Below are 17,908 nucleotides of genomic sequence, written 5' to 3' on the forward strand. Positions count from 1 at the left end.
AATGCCAGCGGAGCGACCGCGCCGGCCCTCGCGGCCGCAAGTCTTTCGGGGAACCGCACCTGATGCCGGACGATCCGCTGCTCACCCGCCTAGCATCCGTTGTTGCCGATGTACCTGGCGTTCAAGCTGTTGTGCTCGGCGGCTCTCGCGCGCGGGGCCGCGCGCACGCGGCCTCGGACTACGATATCGGACTCTATTTCAAGTCAGCGCTGGACACCGGACGGTTGCTGGCCGCCGCGAAGACGATCGCGGACGATCCCGCCGCCACGACGGTGACGCCCGTCGGAGAATGGGGGCCCAGGATCGTCGGTGGCGCCTGGCTTTCGGTGGAAGGCCGCAAGGTCGACCTGCTCTACCGCGACGCCGACGCGGTCGAGGCCGTCATGGAATCCTGCGGCGCCGGCGCGGTCACCATGGACTACCAGCCCGGCCATCCGCATGGCTTCTGCTCGGCGATCTGGATGGGCGAGATCGCATATTGTCAGCCGCTGCACGATCCGACCGGCCTGATTGCCCGGCTCAAGTCGATCGCGCTTCCCTATCCGGAGCCACTGCGCAGCGCCCTGATCCGGCGCTTCCAATGGGAAGTCCTGTTCAGTATCGAAAATGCCGAGCTCGCGGCCGCACGCAACGAGCGGACCCATGTCGCGGGCTGCCTCTACAGATCGCTCGCCTGCGTCGCGCAGGTGCTGTTCGCACTGAACGAGCGCTATCTGATCAACGAGAAGGGGGCGCTGCAGGAGGCAGCCAGCTTGCCGCTGACGATTCCGCACCTGGTGGAGCAGTCCGACCGGATCTGGCAATTCGTCGCCGACGGCGGCTTCGCACAGGCCTGCGCAATGCTGCGGCAGGTCGACCGAGAATTGAAGGCGCTGGCTCACCCCGGCGGAACAGCGCCGTAAAGGGTTATGCGGTCTTGTCGACCGAAGACGACGAATCCGCCGGCGGATATTTCGTCACCGGCACCATGAAGGATTTGGTGCCGACCTGGTAGATGATCTTGCCGTTCTGCCCGTCGTCGCTTGCGATCTGCGTCTGTCCGAACATGATGACGTTCTTGTAGACGAAGCCGGTGCCCTTGCGGGTGACGCCGTCGGTGGTGACGCTGACCTCGGCCTCCTTGCCATTGACGGACAGCACCTTGAAGCTCGCGCTCTTGCCGTTCTCGCTGGAATAGCCGCCCCAGCTTCCCATCAGGCGGCTGTCGGACGCGGGCGGGTCCTGCTTTTGCAGATTTGCAGTCTGCTTGCCGACGCCCCCGAACGAGAACAGCATCACCATGTTCTTGCCGTCCTTGGTGCCGACCGTGACGCCGCCGAAGGTGATGAGCGTGCCCTGAACCTCGCCAAAGCCGCGCTCGGTGCGTCCGTTGTGGGTGTACTCGACTTGCGCCCGGGCCCCGCGGATGTTGACGACCTTGAAACCGACGGGCTGGTTGTTGCCCACCCAATTGCCCTTCCAGTCACCGAGCAGAGCGCTCTGGCGATACAGCCGCTCGTTGGCGGGCGAAATCTGGCTGGTGCTCGATGTGACGATGGCCATTGGATTGCTCGGACGGGCCTCACAAACCCGCTTTCGCTGGCTTGGGCAGGTCAGGATGCCGGCGGGAACGAACAGTAACGATGCGATTAGGGCCACGCACCCGTTAACGAGCCGTTAAGCGCGCGCGTCGGCCGGGCGGGCAAAAGATCTCAGCCGGAACTGGCGTGATGCCACCGGAAAAAACCGCCCCCTCACCGCCCCCAGCGATCGGACCAGATCTTCTCGCCGATGAGGCAATTGACGCGCGGCTCCTTGTCGGCAACCGGCATCACGGGCCGCTCCGGGGTGCGGCCGGCGATTTCCATCAGCAGCTTGGTGCGGATCGCTTCCTTGAACTTGTCGCGCTCCTTGATCGTGATGACGAAGGACCCCGGCCCTCCGATGACGCAGTCCTCGTAATAAAGATCGAGATTGTCGATATCCATGGTCGAATAGGACGGCTCCTTGACCATGATCGGCAGGCCGTTGATGACGATGCCTTTCTCCAGCGCGGCGTCACGCGCCATCGTGACCGGGCCGCCATTGTTGTTCGGACCGTCGCCGGAAATGTCGATGACGCGGCGCAGGCCGCGATAGGGATCCTCGTCGAACAGCGGCATCGCGAAGTTGATCGCGCCTGAAATCGAGGTGCGCGAAGCGCGCCGGATCGGCGTCTTCATGATCTCGGCGGCAACCGCGTCCGCCGTCTCCGGACCATCGATCAGCCGCCAGGGAATGATGATCTTCTGGTCGCTGGAGGCGGCCCACTCGAAATAGGTCACTGCGATGCGGCCGTTCGGGCCGAGCTTCAGCGCCTGCAGGAACTCCTTCGACTGGATCGCCTGTGCATAGCCCTCGCGCTGGATCGCGAGCTCGTCCATGTCCATCGAGTAGGACACGTCGACCGCGAGGATCAGCTCGACATCGACGCTCTGCGCGTCCTTGTCGGCCGCAAGCCGCTGCGGTTGAGTTCTGGGCGATTCGAATTTGGGTCCTGGTGCCGCGATGCCCGCGACGTCCCCTCCGGCGAACATGCCGGCCACCAGCACAGCCCCGATCGAGAACAGCAAACGCATCGCAGTCTCCCGTCGTATGACGCGATGGTGACATGCAATCGGCTTGCCGCAAAGGCCGAAGATCGCTTGTGCTTCACATTCGAGTTAGGAATTCACACGTTACGCAAGTCTGCCGCCATGTTGCCGCGCTTGCGTCGGGAACACGGGCGATCTCAAGAGCCGTCGTTCCGGGACTCGCGAAGCGAGGGCCCGGAATCCAGCTGCCGGCGGAGGCACGCGACCCCGCCCACTTGTCCGGCACGATTTCCATGCTAGGTTGGTCGCACAGATGGGGATGGAGTCCCCCGACAACCGCCCGGCGGTCGATGACCTCATGGGCTGATGACTCCTGCTCGAGGAGAGGCAATCTTGGGCCTCTGCCTTTGGCGGGAGCATGGACACACCCGCCGATGGCGGGTTTTTTGTTGCCTGCTGGCGGCCGGCAGGCGAATGCGAGGGGACCACGAAGACGTGACGATGACGACACCGAATGCCGTACGTACCACACTGCCCAGAGGGATCTGGGTGCTCGGCTTTGTCTCGATGTTCATGGACATCTCCTCCGAGATGATCCACGCGCTGCTGCCGGTCTATCTCGTCACCGTGCTCGGCGCCTCCACCCTCACCGTCGGCTTCATCGAGGGCATTGCCGAGGCGACCGCCTCGATCACCAAGATCTTCTCCGGTGCGCTGTCGGACTGGCTCGGCCGCCGCAAGCTGCTCGCCGCGCTCGGCTACGGGCTAGCCGCCTTCACCAAGCCGCTGTTCCCGCTCGCGCCCAGCGTCGGATGGCTGGTAGCGGCGCGCTTCATCGATCGCGTCGGCAAGGGAATTCGCGGCGCGCCGCGCGATGCGCTGATCGCAGATATCGCCCCCGTCGGCCTGCGCGGCGCGAGCTTTGGCCTGCGGCAATCGCTCGACACGATCGGCGCCTTCCTCGGCCCGCTCGTGGCAATCGGCCTGATGTGGTGGACGGCAGACAATTTTACCCTCGTGTTCTGGGTGGCGGTGCTGCCGGCCTTCCTGTCCTTCGGGCTGATCGCGTTCGCGGTGAAGGAGCCGGAGCCCGATCCGAGCCGGAAACGTGCGGAAAATCCGCTCAATCTCGCCGCAATGCGCCAGCTCGGAGCGGTCTATTGGCGCGTCGTCGCCGTGGGCGTCGTGTTCACGCTCGCGCGCTTCAGCGAGGCCTTCCTAATCTTGCGCGCACAGAACATCGGGCTCGACGTGATGTGGGTGCCGGCTGTACTGGTGCTGATGAACGTCGCCTATGCACTGTCGGCCTATCCGGCCGGCGTGCTGTCGGACCGGATCAACCGGACCGGCCTGCTCGCGCTCGGCCTGGTCTTCGTCGCCGCGGCCGACCTCGCGCTGGCGCTGCTCCCGAGCCTTGCGGGCCTCGCGCTCGGAGTCGTGCTGTGGGGACTCCATATGGGACTGACGCAGGGCCTGCTCTCGGCCATGGTCGCCGATGCCGCCCCGCCAAGCCTGCGCGGCACCGCCTTCGGCTATTTCAACCTGTTCACCGGGCTTGCCTTGCTGGCTGCGAGCGTGATCGCGGGTGCGCTGTGGGACGCCTATGGACCGGCGGGAACGTTTCTTGCCGGGCTTGGATTCGCGCTGGTTTCGCTGGTGGGGCTGCTCGCCGTCGGCAAAGGTCTGGCCACCGAGGGCAAGTGAAGCAAATGGCGAAGTGGGGAACGAGACATTGAACATTCAATACATCCTCGCCGTTGCCGGCGGCGGAGCGCTCGGCGCGGTCATACGCTATCTCGTTGCGATCGGGTCGGGCCGCGCGTTCGGTACGGATTTTCCGTGGGGCACGCTGATCGTCAACGTCACCGGATCGTTCCTGATCGGCATTTTTACCGCGCTGTTCGCGACCAAATGGAACCTGCCGCAGGCCGCGCGGATCTTTCTGACGGTCGGAATTTGTGGCGGGTACACGACGTTCTCGACGTTCTCACTGGATGCCTGGTATCTGATCGAGCGCGGCCAGACATGGGCATCTGCCGCCTACATGATTGCGTCGGTCGTGCTGTCGGTGGGCGCTCTGATCGCCGCATTACAGCTCGTTCGCGCACTTCCGTAACTCACGCAGGGCGCAAGTCGTGCATTCCTGCCCAGCCGCGACGGCATAGTGGCGAGCGGCCGCATATCTTGGAGCGCTCCCCGCTCCTGCGGTATGATGTGTTGGCTGGTGGCTCATTCGAGCCAGGGCGTTTCGGGACACGATGAACGACACCGTCACCAAACCGAAAACCAGGACCAGGACCAAGGTCGAGCGGCCGAAGCTCCACAAGGTCATCCTGATCAACGACGACTACACGCCGCGTGAATTCGTTACCATGGTGCTGAAGGCCGAATTCCGCATGACCGAGGATCAGGCCTACAAGGTGATGATCACCGCGCACAAGCTGGGCGCCTGCGTGGTGGCCGTATTCACCAAGGACGTCGCCGAAACCAAGGCAACGCGCGCCACCGACGCCGGCCGCGCCAAGGGCTATCCGCTATTGTTCACGACGGAGCCGGAGGAATAGGCTTCATCCTGCGACGATGAATGTCCTTCAGCTCAGTGCACATCACGCCATCACCACCGGCGTCTCCTCCGCCAGCCCGTAGACGCGCTGCGCCTTGGAAAATCCTGCGATCGGAAACTCGCCGAGCTGGTGCCAATCATGGCGGCAGACATTGGCAAAACCTTCCGAGGCGACGACGGTCCGCCCCAGGCGCCCCGTGATCTTCTCCAGCCTTGCCGCGAGATTGACCGCCGGGCCGATGCAGGTGAAGTCGAGGCGGTTGCCGCCGCCGATATTGCCGTAAAGGATGTTGCCGACATGCAGCGCGACGCCGAAGCGGAAGCGCTCGACGGCCTCGCCGACCGGAAAGGCGAGCGCCTCGACGCTGGCGCGCGAGTCGCGCGCCGCCGCCAGCACCTGCGCGCAGACATGAGCGGCATCGCCGACATATTCGTCGATCGGGAACACGGCGAGCAGGCCGTCGCCCATGAACTTCAGCACCTCGCCGCCATGGTCTCGGATCGCCGTGACCTGGCAGTCGAAATAATGATTGAGGATCTGGACAACCGTCTCGGGCGGCAGCCGGTCCGACAGCGCGGTGAAGCCGCGCAGGTCCGACAGCCAGATCGCCGCCTGCATGGTGTCGTTGTGACCGCGGCGGATCTGGCCGCCGAGGATGCGCGCGCCGGCGCGATTACCGACATAGGTGTCGAGCAGCATCTCGGCGGTGCGGCGCATAGTGATGATCTCGCTGATGCGTGCGAGAGGCGCTATGAGAGCTCGGATGGCTGCGATGTCGTCGTCGCTGAAGCCGCCGGGCTGCCGCGTGATCCAGCTCGTCGCGTGAATGGAGCCGTCGAGAAAAGGCACCGGCACCGCGATATAATCGGTCGCGCCTTCGGCGTGCATGTCCTCGAGGAACGGAAATCGCTTGCTGTCGGGGTCGCCTGCGCGGCCCCTGACCTCGATGCCCTGCTCGAAAACCACGCGAAGCGGGCTGTGGGCGAATTGGGGCGTGTCCAGGATCTCAAAATCGACGCTGCCGATTTCAACTCCCTCGCCCTGCCGCCAGATGAAGTTGCGGCCGAAGACTTCGGGATGCAGCGTGCGGATGAAGATGCCGAACCGCCACAGTGGCAGGCCGGCCGCGACCAGACGTTCACAGAAATCGGCAATCCCTACGGCCGACTCCTGAGCCGCCCAAGTGCCGTCGATCAGCCAGTTGGAGATGCGCTGAAGCTCGGAGCTGTTCATGGCCGCATTTGCGGACGAAGTTGCAGGGCCGTCAAGCTGCGCGGTGGACTAGTACCGCGAGTTCAACGCCCGACCTGTCCGCGATCGCGCAGGAAGTGATCGGCCAGCACGCAGGCCATCATGGCCTCGCCGACGGGGACGGCGCGGATGCCGACGCAGGGATCGTGGCGGCCCTTGGTGAATATCTCGGTCTCGGTGCCTTGCCGATCGACGGTGAGACGCGGCTGCAGGATCGACGAGGTCGGCTTCACCGCGAAACGTACCACCACGGGCTGCCCGGTGGAGATACCGCCCAGCACGCCGCCGGCGTGGTTGGAGAGGAAGCGCGTGCCGTCATTGCCGGAGCGCATCTCGTCGGCGTTCTGTTCGCCCGTCAGTTCCGCCGCGCCAAAACCGGCGCCGATCTCGACGCCCTTCACCGCGTTGATGGTCATCATCGCGCCCGCCAGATCGGAATCGAGCTTGGCGTAGATCGGCGCGCCGAGACCTGCCGGCACGCCCTCGGCGACGACCTCGATCACGGCGCCGATCGAGGAGCCGCTTTTGCGGATGCCATCGAGATAGGTCTCGAAGAACGCGGCCTTGTCCTTGTCGGGACAGAAGAAGGGATTCTTGGCGACCTCGTCCCAGTCCCACTTGTCGCGGTCGATCTTGTGCGGGCCGATCTGCACCAGGGCGCCTCGCACCTTCACATCCGGCAGCACTTTCCGCGCGATGGCGCCTGCGGCAACGCGCATCGCGGTCTCGCGCGCCGAGGAGCGCCCGCCGCCGCGATAATCGCGCAGGCCGTACTTCGCCTCATAGGTGAAGTCGGCATGACCGGGACGAAACTTGTCCTTGATCTCGGAATAATCCTTCGAGCGCTGGTCGGTGTTCTCGATCAGAAGGCCGATTGGCGTGCCCGTCGTCACCTGAGCGCCGGTCTCGGGATGGGCCATCACGCCGGATAGGATCTTCACCTGGTCCGGCTCCTGGCGCTGGGTGGTGAAGCGCGACTGGCCGGGACGGCGCCGGTCGAGATCCCGCTGGATGTCGGCCTCGGTGAGCGGGATCATCGGCGGGCAGCCGTCAACCACGCAGCCGATCGCCACCCCATGGCTCTCGCCGAAGGTTGTGACGCGGAACATGTGGCCGAAAGTGTTGAAGGACATCGCTGCTCGCGGGTTCGTAAGTCAATGCTGACTTAACTCGCCCTGAAATAGGGGTCAAATATCGGCGAAGCCTTCATGGCCGGGCTTGTCCCGGCCATCCACGTTCTTGGTGGCTGCGAGCACGAAAGTCCGTGGATGCCCGGGACAAGCCCGGGCATGACGGCGGGGGCGAGGCAGCGCTCCGGGCTAACTAAACTTCTCCAACCGCCCGTCGCGGAACACGTAGACGGCGCCCTGCTCGATATAGAGCTCGGCGGCGCTGGCGGGCGTCTCGAGGCCCAAGGCCACCATCAGAGCTCGGCAGGTCCCGCCATGGGCCACTGCGACGGTGTCGGACAGGAGCTGGTCGTACCAGGTGCGCACGCGGATCTGCACGTCGGCGTAGGTCTCCCCGCCCGCAGGCCCCACGGTCCATTTGTCGGCGAGGCGCCTTGCATAGATGTCCGGATCCCTCGCCTCACTCTCGGCCAGCGTCAGCCCCTCCCAGGTGCCGTAGCCGATCTCGCGCAGACGATCGTCGAGCGCGTAATCGGCAGGCGGCAATTCGAGCTTGCCGCGCGCGAGCTCCATGGTCTGGCGCGCACGGCCGAGCGGGCTCGACACGTAAGCCAGCGCGGCCTTGTCGCGCCCGTCGCGCTTGAACAGTTCGGCGAGAATGCCGCCGGCCTGCACGGCCTGGCTGCAGCCGCGCGCGTTCAGCGGAATGTCCCTGGTGCCCTGAAGCCTGCCGAGCGCATTCCACTCGGTCTCGCCGTGGCGAAGATAGTAGATCGTAGGCTTGGGCATTTCAGTTAGAGGCTAGTCCTTCCCGCCAAGCGAGATATCAGGCGCATCCGGCCGCTTCATGCCGAGCACGTGATAGCCGGAATCGACGTGGTGCACCTCGCCGGTGACGCCGCGCGAGAGGTCGGAAAGGAAATACAGCGCGCTGCCGCCGACGTCTTCGGTGGACACGTTGCGCCGCATCGGCGCGTTGGTCTCGTTCCACTTCAGGATATAGCGGAAGTCGCCGATGCCGGACGCCGCCAGCGTCTTGATGGGACCTGCCGAGATCGCGTTGACGCGAATGTTCTTCTCGCCGAGATCGGCAGCGAGATAGCGCACGCTGGCTTCCAGCGCCGCCTTGGCCACGCCCATGACGTTGTAATGCGGCATCCACTTCTCGGCGCCGTAATAGGAGAGCGTGATCAGCGAGCCGCCATCCGTCATCAGCTTCTCGGCGCGCTGCGCCACCGCCGTGAACGAATAGCAGGAGATCAGCATCGACTTCGAAAAATTCTCCTGCGTGGTGTCGACGTAGCGGCCGTCGAGTTGCTCGCCATAGGCGATCGCATGCACCAGGAAGTCGATCTTGCCCCATTTCTCCTTCAGCACCGCGAAGACGGCATCGATGGTTGCGGCATCGGTGACGTCGCAATGGCCAAGCACGAGGCCGCCGATCTCGGCGGCGAGCGGCTCGACGCGCTTCTTCAGCGCATCGCCCTGATAGGTGAAGGCGAGCTCGGCGCCCGCGGCGTGGCATGCCTTGGCGATTCCCCAGGCGATCGAGCGGTTGTTGGCGACGCCGAGGATGACCCCGCGCTTTCCTTGCATCAGACCCGAATTCTGCGCCATTTTTGCACGTCCCGTCGAACTCTCGTTGAGGTCTGGAGGTACACCAGCCCTCCCCTGCGGTACAGCCCTAATCCGCAGCATTAACGCTGTTTCGAGTGCCGGAATAGCCGTTCCGCTTGGGTGTTATGATCGCTATAGGCGCGCGCCGAACGCCAGGGATGTCAGGACCGCAATGAGTGCGTTTCGCCAGAGTGTGGAAGCCATGATCCCGGCGTTGCGCCGCTACGCCCGCGCGCTCACACGCGATGCGGATGCGGCCGACGATCTGGTCCAGGATACGTTGGTACGCGCGCTGCGTTCGGAGCGGCTGTTTCTCGGAGGCGACGTCAGGAGCTGGCTCTATACGATCCTGACCAACCTCAACAAGAACCGGCGGCGCTCGCTGGCAAGGCGGCCGCAATTCATGCCGCTGACGGACAACAACCCCGATGCCAGCGGGACCGAGGCCGAAGGACGCGACATCGAGAAGGCACTGGCTACTCTCGTCGAGGAGCAGCGTTCGGTGCTGCTGCTGGTGATGCTAGAAGGCATGAGCTACCGCGAGGTTGCCGACATCCAGGGTGTCCCGATCGGCACCGTGATGTCGCGCCTGGCGCGCGCAAGAGCCCACGTCAAAGCCTCGCTGGAGGGCGAGCGTACGGCGCTCAGGCGGGTGAAATGATGGCCGGGTCGATGCATCGAACGATCTCCGCCCGCAGCCGGATAGTGAGCTGCGCGAAGCTAACTCGCAGAAGGCATTTTGGGCCGCAGAGCCAGAGACGACCGATATGAACGACCGCAAGATTCCAGTAACCGAGGACGAACTGCACGCCTATGTCGACGGCGAGTTGCCGGCCGAGCGACGCGCCGACGTCGAGGCCTTTCTTGCCGCCCACCCCGAGGACGCCGAGCGGGTGCAGTCCTGGCGGACCATGGCCGAGATGCTGCACGCGCGTTACGATTCGATTGCCCATGAACGGGTGCCCGCACGGCTCGAGCTCGAGAGGCTGGAGCGCCGCCCGCGGCAATGGTTTTATGGCGCCGCCGCGGCCGTGCTGGTCGCCTTCGTCGCCGGCGGCACCGCCGGCTGGGTGGCGCATGGCGCCGCCAACGCGCCTTCGACCTTCCGGAGCTTTACGGCGGACGCACTCGACGCCCACCGCCTCTATGTCGTCGAGGTCCGCCACCCGGTTGAGGTCGGCGGCAACGAGCGCGATCACTTGCAGGCCTGGCTGACCCGGCGCTGCGGCTGGACCGTGTTCGCGCCGAACCTGGAGGCGAGCGGGCTGAAGCTGGTCGGCGGCCGGCTGCTACCGGGACCGAACGGTCCGGCGTCGTTCCTGATGTACGAGGGCGCCTCGGGCGAGCGGTACACGATCTACAGCGCCAAGACCGAGAATGGTGCAACGCAAATGCGCTACGCCAAGACGGACAAGGACGGCGCGTTGTTCTGGTCCGAGCGCGGCGTCGGCTACGTCGTCAGCGGCAGCAGCGATCGCGAACGGCTGACCAAGGTGGCGCAGGCCGTCTACGACCAAGCAGAGAAAAACGGCACCTAGACAACCGCGCAAGGCCAGTGCCCAGATTCCGTCATCGAAAATTTGGAATCAGGACATCGACACGTCTCATTATCGCACCGGGTGCTCACGCGATTATGAGTGGCGTTCGATCCGCCGATCGACGCGGGCGGCCTCGATTGGGGTTTTTGGTACCGCGCTGGTCCCCCTCTCGAGGCCGCACCTTTTTATCGGCTGCCCCGCCGGACAGCCGACACGTCGAGACCATGAAGCGCTACCACGCCTCAGGCGTATGATGGGCATCATCTCCAGGACGATGCCGTGGTCCTTTAGGAGAACCCCTTCAGTTCGCTCTCGCCCTAAAGCGCGATGGCTCGCGCTTTAGCTCTTTGTTTGCGCATGATCTTTCCGGAAAACCGCTCCACACTTTTCCGGACATGCTTTAGCCGACACCGCTACGTGGATTGTAGGGGTGTTGGTCCCGCCACTTCTCCATCAATGCTTCAAGCTCGGCGTCGTTCCCGTCCGGTAGCATAATCCTGATGATGACGAAGAGATCCCCGGTTCCGCCGGCTTTCGGCAGGCCCTTGCCCTTGAGGCGGAAGGTCCGGCCGCTGGACGTGTTCTTGGGGACCGAGAGCTCCACGGCATTGCCGAGGGTCGGCACGCGGACCCTGCCGCCGAGCACCGCCTCGTAGAGCGTGACCGGCAGGTCGATCCTGAGGTCTGCGCCCTCGACCTTGAAGAACGGGTGCGGTGCAATGTTGATGGTGATCAGGAGATCGCCGGGCGGATGGCCCTGCGCACTTTCTCCCTGCCCCCGCAGCCTGATCTGCTGGCCCTCGGTGACCCCGGCCGGAATCTTGACGTTGAGCTCCTTGCCAGTCGGCAGCCGCACACGCTTCTCGCCGCCCTTGACCGCCTCTTCCAGCGAGACGCTCATGGCGACGTTGACGTCGAGATCGAGCCCGATGCCGCCAGTGTCGAACTCGAACTGGGCGCCGCCGCCGGCTCCGGGCCGTGCGCCGCGCATCCCGCCGCCGAACATGCTGTTGAGGATGTCCTCGAACGCACCGCCGCCCGGGCCGCCCGCACCGCCGCTTCGGAACGTATAGCTTTCGAACCCGCCAGGGCCCGCGCGGCCGCGAGGACCGCCGCCGCCCGGAAAACCCTGGAAGCGCGGCTTGCCCTCGGCGTCGATCTCGCCCCGGTCAAACTGCTTGCGCTTGTCCTCGTCGCCGAGGATCTCGTTGGCCGAGTTGATCTCGGCGAAGCGTTCGGCAGCCTTCGGATCACCCTTGTTGCTGTCAGGATGGTGCTTCTTGGCCAGCTTGCGATAGGCGCTTTTGATCGCGGCAGCGCTGGCGCTCCGCGGCACCCCCAAGACCTCATAGGGGTCGCGCATTCGTCACGTCTCCTTCAAGAAATCGAATTGTTCAAAGGGCTCCCCGCCCCACCTGCGGGTGATGTGGGAAGAGAGTGGCATTTTTGCAACTAGGAACGCGAGCTGAAGCTCTATCTTTGGAGCATGGTCTGATCGGAAAACCGGTTCCCACGTTTCCGGATCATGCTCAGCTCCGCCACGGCTTTAGCGTATGAATCTCCCAACGGCCACGACCGCTTTGGCAGCCGGCGCCCTGGAGCCAGCTTTCGGTATTGCCGTTGACGTAGCTCGCCAGGAAGTCGCGGCATTTGCGCCCGTCCTCGGCGGCATAGGACTGGGCGATGGGCGTCACCGAGCCGCGCGCCCCTGTCTCCGGATTCTCCCAGTGCTGGCTGGAATCCTTGTCGCCCTTGCTGAGGACGTCAGAGGCGGCGTTGCGGGTGAAGGCGAGATCGGTCTCGGTCGGGGGAGCGTCCTTCGCCGGCCGCGCGATCGAGCCGGTGAGGTCGCTGTCCTCGGCCTTGGCATAGGCGCTGCCGTCGTTGCGGGAAAAGCTGCAGCCGCCGGCACCAAGCCCGATCAGAATCATCGTCATGACGAAGCCGGACGGCCGGATCGCCGATAGGCCAACGCGTCCCCATGCCCTATATAGGGCGGTAGCGGACAACAACGCGTTTTGGGCCGCGGGACGCAACTCGGACTCCGGACATGACCGACACGACCTCGATGAAACACCAGACACCCTTAACATCCGGTGATTTCACCGCTGCCGACGAGCCATTTGCGTTGTTCGAGGCCTGGCTCAACGAAGCGGTCAAGAGCGAGCCGAACGATCCGAACGCCATGGCGCTCGCAACGGTCGATCCCGACGGGCTGCCTGATGTGCGCATGGTGCTGATGAAGGGCTTCGATACCGAGGGTTTCGTCTTCTACAGCCATATCGCCAGCCAGAAGGGCCGCGAACTCGCCGCAAATCCTAAGGCAGCGTTACTTTTTCACTGGAAGTCGTTGCGCCGTCAGGTGCGCATCCGCGGCAACGTGACGCCGGTGACCGACGCGGAGGCCGACGCCTATTTCGCGACGCGACCGAAGCAGGCCCAGATCGGCGCCTGGGCGAGCAAGCAATCGCAAGAGCTGGAGAGCCGGTTCGCGTTCGAGCAGGCCATCGCCAAGGTCGCGGCCAAATACGTCATCGGCGAAGTGCCGCGGCCGCCGGGCTGGAGCGGCTGGCGCATCACGCCGGTGCGGATCGAGTTCTGGCACGACCGCCCGTTCCGCCTGCACGACCGCATTGAATTTCGCCGTGACGCGGCCGGCCAACCGTGGTCCAAGACGCGAATGTATCCGTAAGCTTTGGGCCGACCTGAAAGATGTCCATGCCGCATTCGTCCAATGCGCCGCGCCGTACGCTGCTCCTGACCGGAGCCAGCCGCGGCATCGGCCACGCCACCGTGATCCGTTTCTCCTCGGCGGGCTGGCGCGTCATCACCTGCTCGCGGCATCCTTTCCCGGAGGACTGCCCCTGGGACGCAGGGCCGGAGGACCACATCCAGGTCGACCTCGGCGATCCCAAGGACACCGCGCGCGCGATCTCGGAGATCCGCAACCGGCTCGAGGGCGGCACGCTGCATGCGCTGGTCAACAACGCCGCGATCTCGCCGAAGGGCGCCGGCGGCTCGCGGTTGGGCTCGGTCGACACCGACCTCGATACCTGGACCCACGTTTTCCATGTCAACTTTTTCGCGCCGATCATGATGGCGCGGGGGCTGATCGAGGAATTGAAGGCCGCCAAGGGGTCGGTCGTGAACGTCACCTCGATCGCGGGCTCGCGCGTGCACCCCTTCGCAGGCGCGGCCTACGCCACCTCGAAGGCCGCGCTCGCAGCGCTGACGCGCGAGATGGCCTCCGACTTCGGCCGCATCGGCGTCCGCGTCAACGCGATCGCCCCGGGCGAGATCGACACCTCGATCCTGTCGCCGGGCACCGAGAAGATCGTCGAGCAGCAGATCCCGATGCACCGCCTCGGCACGCCCGACGAAGTGGCAAAGATCATCTACGTGCTGTGCACGGACACCAGCTCCTACGTCAACGGCGCCGAGATCCACATCAACGGCGGCCAGCACGTGTAGGCGGGCACTGTCATTGCGAGCGAAAGCGAAGCAATCCAGACTGCCTCCGCAAAGACAGTCTGGATTGCTTCGTCGCGGAGCCTGTCATCCGGCCCGCCGGAGGCGGGACCGGGTGGCTCCTCGCAATGACGGAAGGGGAAATGGCCGCTCAGGGAAGCAAGGCGATCCAGACAACGCCGCCGCAAGACCTGGATCGCCCTTACCTTCCGTTCCTCAATCGAGTCGAATCCGACGTGAGCGCTCGCGCGGCCGCGGAGCGGCCGTGCTGAATGCAGTCGAGCAGTCGTCGTCGTTCTCACCATCGAGCAGCGGAGCACCACAGTGCCGGCACATGCGTGCCGACATCGACGGCGCCTTGCCGCTCGCCAGAACCTGACGGTAGTTCGCCAGATCGATGACGTTGCGGGGCGACGTTATGTGTTTCTCAACCATGGCTGTTCCTCGCGGCTACGCCCTGCTTATCGCAGACAAGTTTCGCGCAAACGTTCAGCCCACCGCTCAAATTTTACCGGAGGAATTGCGGCATGACACACGCGTCACCGCGTCGCCGCAATCCCGATCGATTCTGCGACACGATTGATCGTGTCTATGCGAGCGGCGTAAGGTCTCGGTAGGTATCTTTGCTCGCGCACGATTCCTACAGCCACTTCTTCCACTTGAAGATCCAGTAGGGGACGATGGCGGCGATCAGCATCATCACCAGCGCCATCGGGTAACCGTGCACCCATTCGAGTTCCGGCATCACCTTGAAGTTCATGCCGTAGATCGAGGCGATCAGGGTCGGCGGCATCAGGACAACGGCCATGACCGAAAACAGCTTGATGATGTTGTTCTGCTCGAGATTGACGACGCCGAGCATGGCGTCGAGCACGAAGGTGATCTTGCTGGAGAGATAGGAGGCGTGATCGGTCAGCGAGGCGACGTCGCGCTGCATGGTCTTGAGCTGCTCGCGCATGTCCTTCGACCACTTCACGCCCTCGACCACGGCGGACAGGAACGTCACGACGCGGCCGATCGACACCAGGCTCTCGCGAACCTTCGAGGTCAAGTCGCCCTTGCGGCCGATCGAGATCAGGATCTGGGAATATCGCTTGGCGTGGCCGTGGCGCTCGCTCTCCGGCTCGAAGATCTCGTGGGAGACCTGGTCGATCTCGGCGCCGCAGCGCTCCAGAATGTCGGCGCAGCGGTCGATCACGGCGTCCAGGAGCTCCATCAGCACCATCTCGCCGGTGATCGAGGGCGTGCAGGAGCGGGCGAGCTTGGCCTCGACCAGCGCAAAGGGCTTGGGCAGGTCGTAGCGGACCGTCACCAGGCGGTGGTCGCCAAGGATGAAGGTCACCGCGGTGGTCCGGGGCATGTCGGTATCGGAGTGGCACATCAGCGTCGCGGTCATGTAGCGCGCGCCGTTCTCCATATAGAGGCGACTGGAGATCTCGATCTCCTGCATGTCTTCCCGGGTCGGGATGGCGATGCCCGCCAGCCGCTCGACCGCCTTGTCCTCGGCAGCCGAGGGGTTGACGAGGTCAATCCAGACTGCGTTCTCCGGCAGCGCTGTGAGATCCTCGACAACCGCCTTCTTGAGGGAGGTCTCGGAGAGAACGAACACCGAAAACATCAAAAGCTCCAGAGATCCTACGACAGAACGACAGCCCTTAGCGCGATTCTGACAGGTTCACGATGACAACAACATTAACGGAGCGTTTGCATCTGCGGCGGCCCTAGGGCTCAACTGTGGCGCCGGAGGAACAGTCTGGCGCGTCTTACCAAAAAAACCCGCACGACACCCCCAAATTTGCGGCAGAAAAGCCACAGCTGGGGTCTTACAGCCCTGGAAAACGGCTTTGGCGCTGGAATTGTGGCAGATTTCAACCATAATGGGCTTAACGGAGTCGAGGAACTTGGGCGCTACGCTCAGGTCCCTTCCGCACGGTATTGTTTTGATTGGAACCAAACCATGTCGTCGCTGAAAATTATGTTTGGGATTTTGGCCGCTGGCCTGATGCTGTCGGGCTGCATGCAGGCCACGACGCGTTACGAGGCGACGGACACCAAGGCGTTCAAGCCCAAGGACAAAGAACTCCTTGCCAAGGTGAAATACGAGAATACCGCGGTCGCAGAACCGTTCCGCCGCGCCATTGTCGAATTCCACCGCAAGGAAGCGCCGGGCTCGATCGTGGTCGATTCCGACAACCATTACCTCTATTACGTGCTGGAGGGCGGCAAAGCGATCCGCTACGGCATCACTGTCGGCGAAGAGGCCATGGCCTGGTCGGGCATCGCCAAGGTGGCCAGCAAGACCGAGTGGCCGGCCTGGCACCCCACCCCCGGCGAAATCTCGCGCTTGGGCGTGCCGACCTATGTCGCACCCGGACCGGACAATCCGATGGGCTCCCGCGCGCTGTACCTCCATTCTGGGGGCAAGGACACGCTGTTCCGCATCCACGGCACCAACCAGCCGGAATATATCGGCGCCTCGATCTCGTCAGGCTGCATCCGCCTGACCAACGAGGACGCGATCGATCTCTATGATCGCGTCAAGCTCGGCACCCTCGTCGTGGTGCTCGAGCCCAAGCACGGCGATTCGCCCTACAAGCCGCGCCTCGCGCTCCAGGGTGGTTCCAGTTCACCCTACTAAGCAGGCCTTGCCCGAGGCCTTTCAAAGGCGCCGGTTTCACCGGCGCTTTTTTGTTGCCGGCTGGTGCGATCGGGCTTTGTTGCCATCCGCCGCCGGCTTGTCCGCAGGTGCAGCAGGCTTTTCCGCCTCACCGCCGTCGGCGCCCTCCTTTGCCTCGGGCCTGGCCGCGACCTCGCGCGGCGGTGCCTCCTCGGGACGCGGCGCCGGCAGCAGCGGTGCGACCTGAGGCAGCGGATCCCACACGTTCCATTGGCAAATCCGGTAGTCGTTGCGTCGCTGCGCGAGATCGAGATGGATGTGGTCCTCGTGGTACCAGTCCGAACCCGGGCCGAGCACGGTGGAAAAGCGAGTGCAGACCGAGTGCAGCACGCGCTCGCGCACCTCGCGCGAGGTGGTGCGGTCGGTCAGGCCGATCGACTGCCCATTGGCGAGCTTGACGGCGCGGATGTCGATGGCATTGGCCTTGCCGTGCTCGGACAGCATCGCGCCGGCCACGCGGTTGCGGCCGCGGCACTCGAAGCTGTCGAAATTGTCGAGCTCGCTGACGGCGGAGCCGAGGCTGGTCGCCAGCGGCGCCATGTCCTTGCGCACCCAATCGGCGAGCGCGGACGCCATGGTGCAGCGGAGGATGGCCGCCGGCTTGACCGTCACCTTGCGCTTGTCCGGCAGCACGATGGCCTCCAGTCGCACCAGATCCTCGCCGCCGCAGGCACCGGGACCGCGGATATCCGGAATGGACGGCGCGATCGCGATCTCCTCGGTCAGCGCCAGCCGGCAGGCCGAGGCCTGCTTCTCGGGCGGCGGCGCGGCCTCGGCGGGCTTGTCCGCACCTGGCTTGTCGGGGGACGGCTTGCCGTCTGCCTGCGCCGCCCCCTCATCCGACGCTTTGGGGGCCTCCTCGGGACGCGGCTTCGGCAGCGGAATCCTGGCGGCGCGAACGGTTGCGCGGGGCTTCGGTGCTCCAAGGTTGAAGATATCGAGCGGCGCAGGATATTTCCGCGCCTCTGCCCTTTCGGCGAGCAGCAACAGCCCCGCCGCAGCGGTAACCATTGCCGCCCCGGCGGACATATAGCCGCGACAAGACCATTTGCGACGAAAGTCCGGCAGGCTAAAACTCATGGCAATTCTTTGGCCCAACGCTGAGAGCGAT

The 17,908-nt window shown here is 64.5% G+C and carries 20 protein-coding genes and 1 riboswitch; of the genes, 9 read left to right on the plus strand and 11 right to left on the minus strand.

All coding sequences use genetic code 11. From position 1 onward, the window contains the following. Positions 1-62 precede the first annotated feature (62 nt). The gene (locus I6F21_RS08110; RefSeq protein ID WP_225139684.1) at positions 63-902 is read left to right on the plus strand and encodes a nucleotidyltransferase domain-containing protein; all 840 of its coding nucleotides are present in this window, start codon (positions 63-65) and stop codon (positions 900-902) included. Between the two features lie 4 nt (positions 903-906). Here the strand turns inward: I6F21_RS08110 and I6F21_RS08115 are convergent, their stop codons facing one another. Together I6F21_RS08115 and I6F21_RS08120 are read right to left on the minus strand one after the other, a co-directional pair. Then, positions 907-1,542: a hypothetical protein gene (locus I6F21_RS08115; RefSeq protein WP_036004087.1), complete on the minus strand. Its 636-nt coding sequence runs from the start codon at positions 1,540-1,542 to the stop codon at positions 907-909. A 191-nt stretch (positions 1,543-1,733) separates the two neighbouring features. After that, positions 1,734-2,597: a DUF1194 domain-containing protein gene (locus I6F21_RS08120; RefSeq protein ID WP_036004084.1), complete on the minus strand. Its 864-nt coding sequence runs from the start codon at positions 2,595-2,597 to the stop codon at positions 1,734-1,736. Between the two features lie 261 nt (positions 2,598-2,858). Beyond that, a riboswitch (Fluoride riboswitch) is annotated at positions 2,859-2,935 on the plus strand. A gap of 118 nt (positions 2,936-3,053) precedes the next feature. On the opposite strand from I6F21_RS08120, the gene I6F21_RS08125 reads away from it, so the two are divergent. The 3 genes from I6F21_RS08125 to clpS all read left to right on the plus strand — a co-directional run bounded on the left by I6F21_RS08125 (position 3,054) and on the right by clpS (position 5,116). Further along, positions 3,054-4,256 (plus strand): MFS transporter, encoded by a 1,203-nt coding sequence (locus tag I6F21_RS08125; protein WP_225139685.1) that lies wholly within the window; start codon positions 3,054-3,056, stop codon positions 4,254-4,256. A 28-nt stretch (positions 4,257-4,284) separates the two neighbouring features. Next, on the plus strand, positions 4,285-4,668 hold the full coding sequence (gene crcB, locus I6F21_RS08130; protein WP_036004076.1) for a fluoride efflux transporter CrcB: 384 nt from the start codon (positions 4,285-4,287) through the stop codon (positions 4,666-4,668). A gap of 142 nt (positions 4,669-4,810) precedes the next feature. Next, a complete protein-coding gene (gene clpS, locus I6F21_RS08135) occupies positions 4,811-5,116 on the plus strand; it encodes an ATP-dependent Clp protease adapter ClpS (RefSeq protein ID WP_036004073.1) in 306 nt (101 codons plus the stop codon). 42 nt (positions 5,117-5,158) lie between these two features. On the opposite strand, the gene I6F21_RS08140 is transcribed toward clpS, so the two are convergent. The 4 genes from I6F21_RS08140 to fabI all read right to left on the minus strand — a co-directional run bounded on the left by I6F21_RS08140 (position 5,159) and on the right by fabI (position 9,114). Continuing rightward, a complete protein-coding gene (locus tag I6F21_RS08140; RefSeq protein ID WP_225139686.1) occupies positions 5,159-6,349 on the minus strand; it encodes an adenylate/guanylate cyclase domain-containing protein in 1,191 nt (396 codons plus the stop codon). Positions 6,350-6,411: 62 nt separating this feature from the next. After that, positions 6,412-7,500, minus strand: coding sequence for a chorismate synthase (gene aroC, locus I6F21_RS08145; RefSeq protein ID WP_036026145.1), 1,089 nt, complete (start codon positions 7,498-7,500; stop codon positions 6,412-6,414). Between the two features lie 186 nt (positions 7,501-7,686). Continuing rightward, entirely contained in the window at positions 7,687-8,286 is a 600-nt protein-coding gene (locus I6F21_RS08150; protein WP_225139687.1) for a histidine phosphatase family protein, read from the minus strand. Between the two features lie 12 nt (positions 8,287-8,298). After that, positions 8,299-9,114 (minus strand): enoyl-ACP reductase FabI, encoded by an 816-nt coding sequence (fabI, locus tag I6F21_RS08155; RefSeq protein ID WP_018648668.1) that lies wholly within the window; start codon positions 9,112-9,114, stop codon positions 8,299-8,301. A gap of 172 nt (positions 9,115-9,286) precedes the next feature. Between fabI and I6F21_RS08160 the strand changes: the two genes are divergently transcribed. Then, positions 9,287-9,775, plus strand: a complete 489-nt coding sequence (locus I6F21_RS08160; protein ID WP_036004059.1) for an RNA polymerase sigma factor — start codon at positions 9,287-9,289, stop codon at positions 9,773-9,775. Positions 9,776-9,881: 106 nt separating this feature from the next. Beyond that, on the plus strand, positions 9,882-10,652 hold the full coding sequence (locus I6F21_RS08165; RefSeq protein WP_036004055.1) for an anti-sigma factor: 771 nt from the start codon (positions 9,882-9,884) through the stop codon (positions 10,650-10,652). A gap of 400 nt (positions 10,653-11,052) precedes the next feature. Here I6F21_RS08165 and I6F21_RS08170 read toward each other — a convergent pair whose 3' ends face one another. Next, the gene (locus tag I6F21_RS08170; RefSeq protein WP_225112631.1) at positions 11,053-12,015 is read right to left on the minus strand and encodes a J domain-containing protein; all 963 of its coding nucleotides are present in this window, start codon (positions 12,013-12,015) and stop codon (positions 11,053-11,055) included. A 166-nt stretch (positions 12,016-12,181) separates the two neighbouring features. Beyond that, the gene (locus I6F21_RS08175) at positions 12,182-12,589 is read right to left on the minus strand and encodes an RT0821/Lpp0805 family surface protein (RefSeq protein WP_036004044.1); all 408 of its coding nucleotides are present in this window, start codon (positions 12,587-12,589) and stop codon (positions 12,182-12,184) included. 113 nt (positions 12,590-12,702) lie between these two features. On the opposite strand from I6F21_RS08175, the gene pdxH reads away from it, so the two are divergent. Both pdxH and I6F21_RS08185 read left to right on the plus strand, forming a co-directional pair. After that, the gene (pdxH, locus tag I6F21_RS08180) at positions 12,703-13,344 is read left to right on the plus strand and encodes a pyridoxamine 5'-phosphate oxidase (protein WP_036004041.1); all 642 of its coding nucleotides are present in this window, start codon (positions 12,703-12,705) and stop codon (positions 13,342-13,344) included. Between the two features lie 26 nt (positions 13,345-13,370). Further along, entirely contained in the window at positions 13,371-14,123 is a 753-nt protein-coding gene (locus I6F21_RS08185) for an SDR family oxidoreductase (RefSeq protein ID WP_036004050.1), read from the plus strand. A 213-nt stretch (positions 14,124-14,336) separates the two neighbouring features. Here I6F21_RS08185 and I6F21_RS08190 read toward each other — a convergent pair whose 3' ends face one another. Next, the gene (locus I6F21_RS08190; RefSeq protein WP_035696491.1) at positions 14,337-14,555 is read right to left on the minus strand and encodes a hypothetical protein; all 219 of its coding nucleotides are present in this window, start codon (positions 14,553-14,555) and stop codon (positions 14,337-14,339) included. 205 nt (positions 14,556-14,760) lie between these two features. Continuing rightward, positions 14,761-15,738 (minus strand): magnesium transporter CorA family protein, encoded by a 978-nt coding sequence (locus I6F21_RS08195; protein WP_036004038.1) that lies wholly within the window; start codon positions 15,736-15,738, stop codon positions 14,761-14,763. Between the two features lie 339 nt (positions 15,739-16,077). Between I6F21_RS08195 and I6F21_RS08200 the strand changes: the two genes are divergently transcribed. Beyond that, positions 16,078-16,758, plus strand: a complete 681-nt coding sequence (locus I6F21_RS08200; protein ID WP_036031037.1) for a L,D-transpeptidase — start codon at positions 16,078-16,080, stop codon at positions 16,756-16,758. Positions 16,759-16,794: 36 nt separating this feature from the next. On the opposite strand, the gene I6F21_RS08205 is transcribed toward I6F21_RS08200, so the two are convergent. Beyond that, positions 16,795-17,877 carry an extensin family protein gene (locus I6F21_RS08205; RefSeq protein WP_225139688.1) on the minus strand — a complete coding sequence of 361 codons (1,083 nt, stop codon included), beginning with the start codon at positions 17,875-17,877 and terminating at the stop codon, positions 16,795-16,797. Positions 17,878-17,908 lie beyond the last annotated feature (31 nt).

Source organism: Bradyrhizobium sp. NBAIM03 (assembly GCF_020194055.1).
GTDB classification, from domain to species: Bacteria; Pseudomonadota; Alphaproteobacteria; order Rhizobiales; family Xanthobacteraceae; genus Bradyrhizobium; species Bradyrhizobium yuanmingense.

What these genes read in the sequence shown, in the direction of transcription:
- I6F21_RS08195 (WP_036004038.1), bottom strand. Translation starts at nt 15,738, where the DNA reads ATGTTTTCGGTGTTCGTTCTCTCCGAGACCTCCCTCAAGAAGGCGGTT.
- I6F21_RS08120 (WP_036004084.1), bottom strand. Translation starts at nt 2,597, where the DNA reads ATGCGTTTGCTGTTCTCGATCGGGGCTGTGCTGGTGGCCGGCATGTTC.
- I6F21_RS08190 (WP_035696491.1), bottom strand. Translation starts at nt 14,555, where the DNA reads ATGGTTGAGAAACACATAACGTCGCCCCGCAACGTCATCGATCTGGCG.
- aroC (WP_036026145.1), bottom strand. Translation starts at nt 7,500, where the DNA reads ATGTCCTTCAACACTTTCGGCCACATGTTCCGCGTCACAACCTTCGGC.
- I6F21_RS08115 (WP_036004087.1), bottom strand. Translation starts at nt 1,542, where the DNA reads ATGGCCATCGTCACATCGAGCACCAGCCAGATTTCGCCCGCCAACGAG.
- clpS (WP_036004073.1), top strand. Translation starts at nt 4,811, where the DNA reads ATGAACGACACCGTCACCAAACCGAAAACCAGGACCAGGACCAAGGTC.
- I6F21_RS08160 (WP_036004059.1), top strand. Translation starts at nt 9,287, where the DNA reads ATGAGTGCGTTTCGCCAGAGTGTGGAAGCCATGATCCCGGCGTTGCGC.
- I6F21_RS08150 (WP_225139687.1), bottom strand. Translation starts at nt 8,286, where the DNA reads ATGCCCAAGCCTACGATCTACTATCTTCGCCACGGCGAGACCGAGTGG.
- I6F21_RS08175 (WP_036004044.1), bottom strand. Translation starts at nt 12,589, where the DNA reads ATGACGATGATTCTGATCGGGCTTGGTGCCGGCGGCTGCAGCTTTTCC.
- I6F21_RS08125 (WP_225139685.1), top strand. Translation starts at nt 3,054, where the DNA reads ATGACGACACCGAATGCCGTACGTACCACACTGCCCAGAGGGATCTGG.
- I6F21_RS08165 (WP_036004055.1), top strand. Translation starts at nt 9,882, where the DNA reads ATGAACGACCGCAAGATTCCAGTAACCGAGGACGAACTGCACGCCTAT.
- fabI (WP_018648668.1), bottom strand. Translation starts at nt 9,114, where the DNA reads ATGGCGCAGAATTCGGGTCTGATGCAAGGAAAGCGCGGGGTCATCCTC.
- I6F21_RS08200 (WP_036031037.1), top strand. Translation starts at nt 16,078, where the DNA reads ATGTCGTCGCTGAAAATTATGTTTGGGATTTTGGCCGCTGGCCTGATG.
- I6F21_RS08140 (WP_225139686.1), bottom strand. Translation starts at nt 6,349, where the DNA reads ATGAACAGCTCCGAGCTTCAGCGCATCTCCAACTGGCTGATCGACGGC.
- I6F21_RS08185 (WP_036004050.1), top strand. Translation starts at nt 13,371, where the DNA reads ATGCCGCATTCGTCCAATGCGCCGCGCCGTACGCTGCTCCTGACCGGA.
- I6F21_RS08170 (WP_225112631.1), bottom strand. Translation starts at nt 12,015, where the DNA reads ATGCGCGACCCCTATGAGGTCTTGGGGGTGCCGCGGAGCGCCAGCGCT.
- I6F21_RS08110 (WP_225139684.1), top strand. Translation starts at nt 63, where the DNA reads ATGCCGGACGATCCGCTGCTCACCCGCCTAGCATCCGTTGTTGCCGAT.
- pdxH (WP_036004041.1), top strand. Translation starts at nt 12,703, where the DNA reads ATGACCGACACGACCTCGATGAAACACCAGACACCCTTAACATCCGGT.
- I6F21_RS08205 (WP_225139688.1), bottom strand. Translation starts at nt 17,877, where the DNA reads ATGAGTTTTAGCCTGCCGGACTTTCGTCGCAAATGGTCTTGTCGCGGC.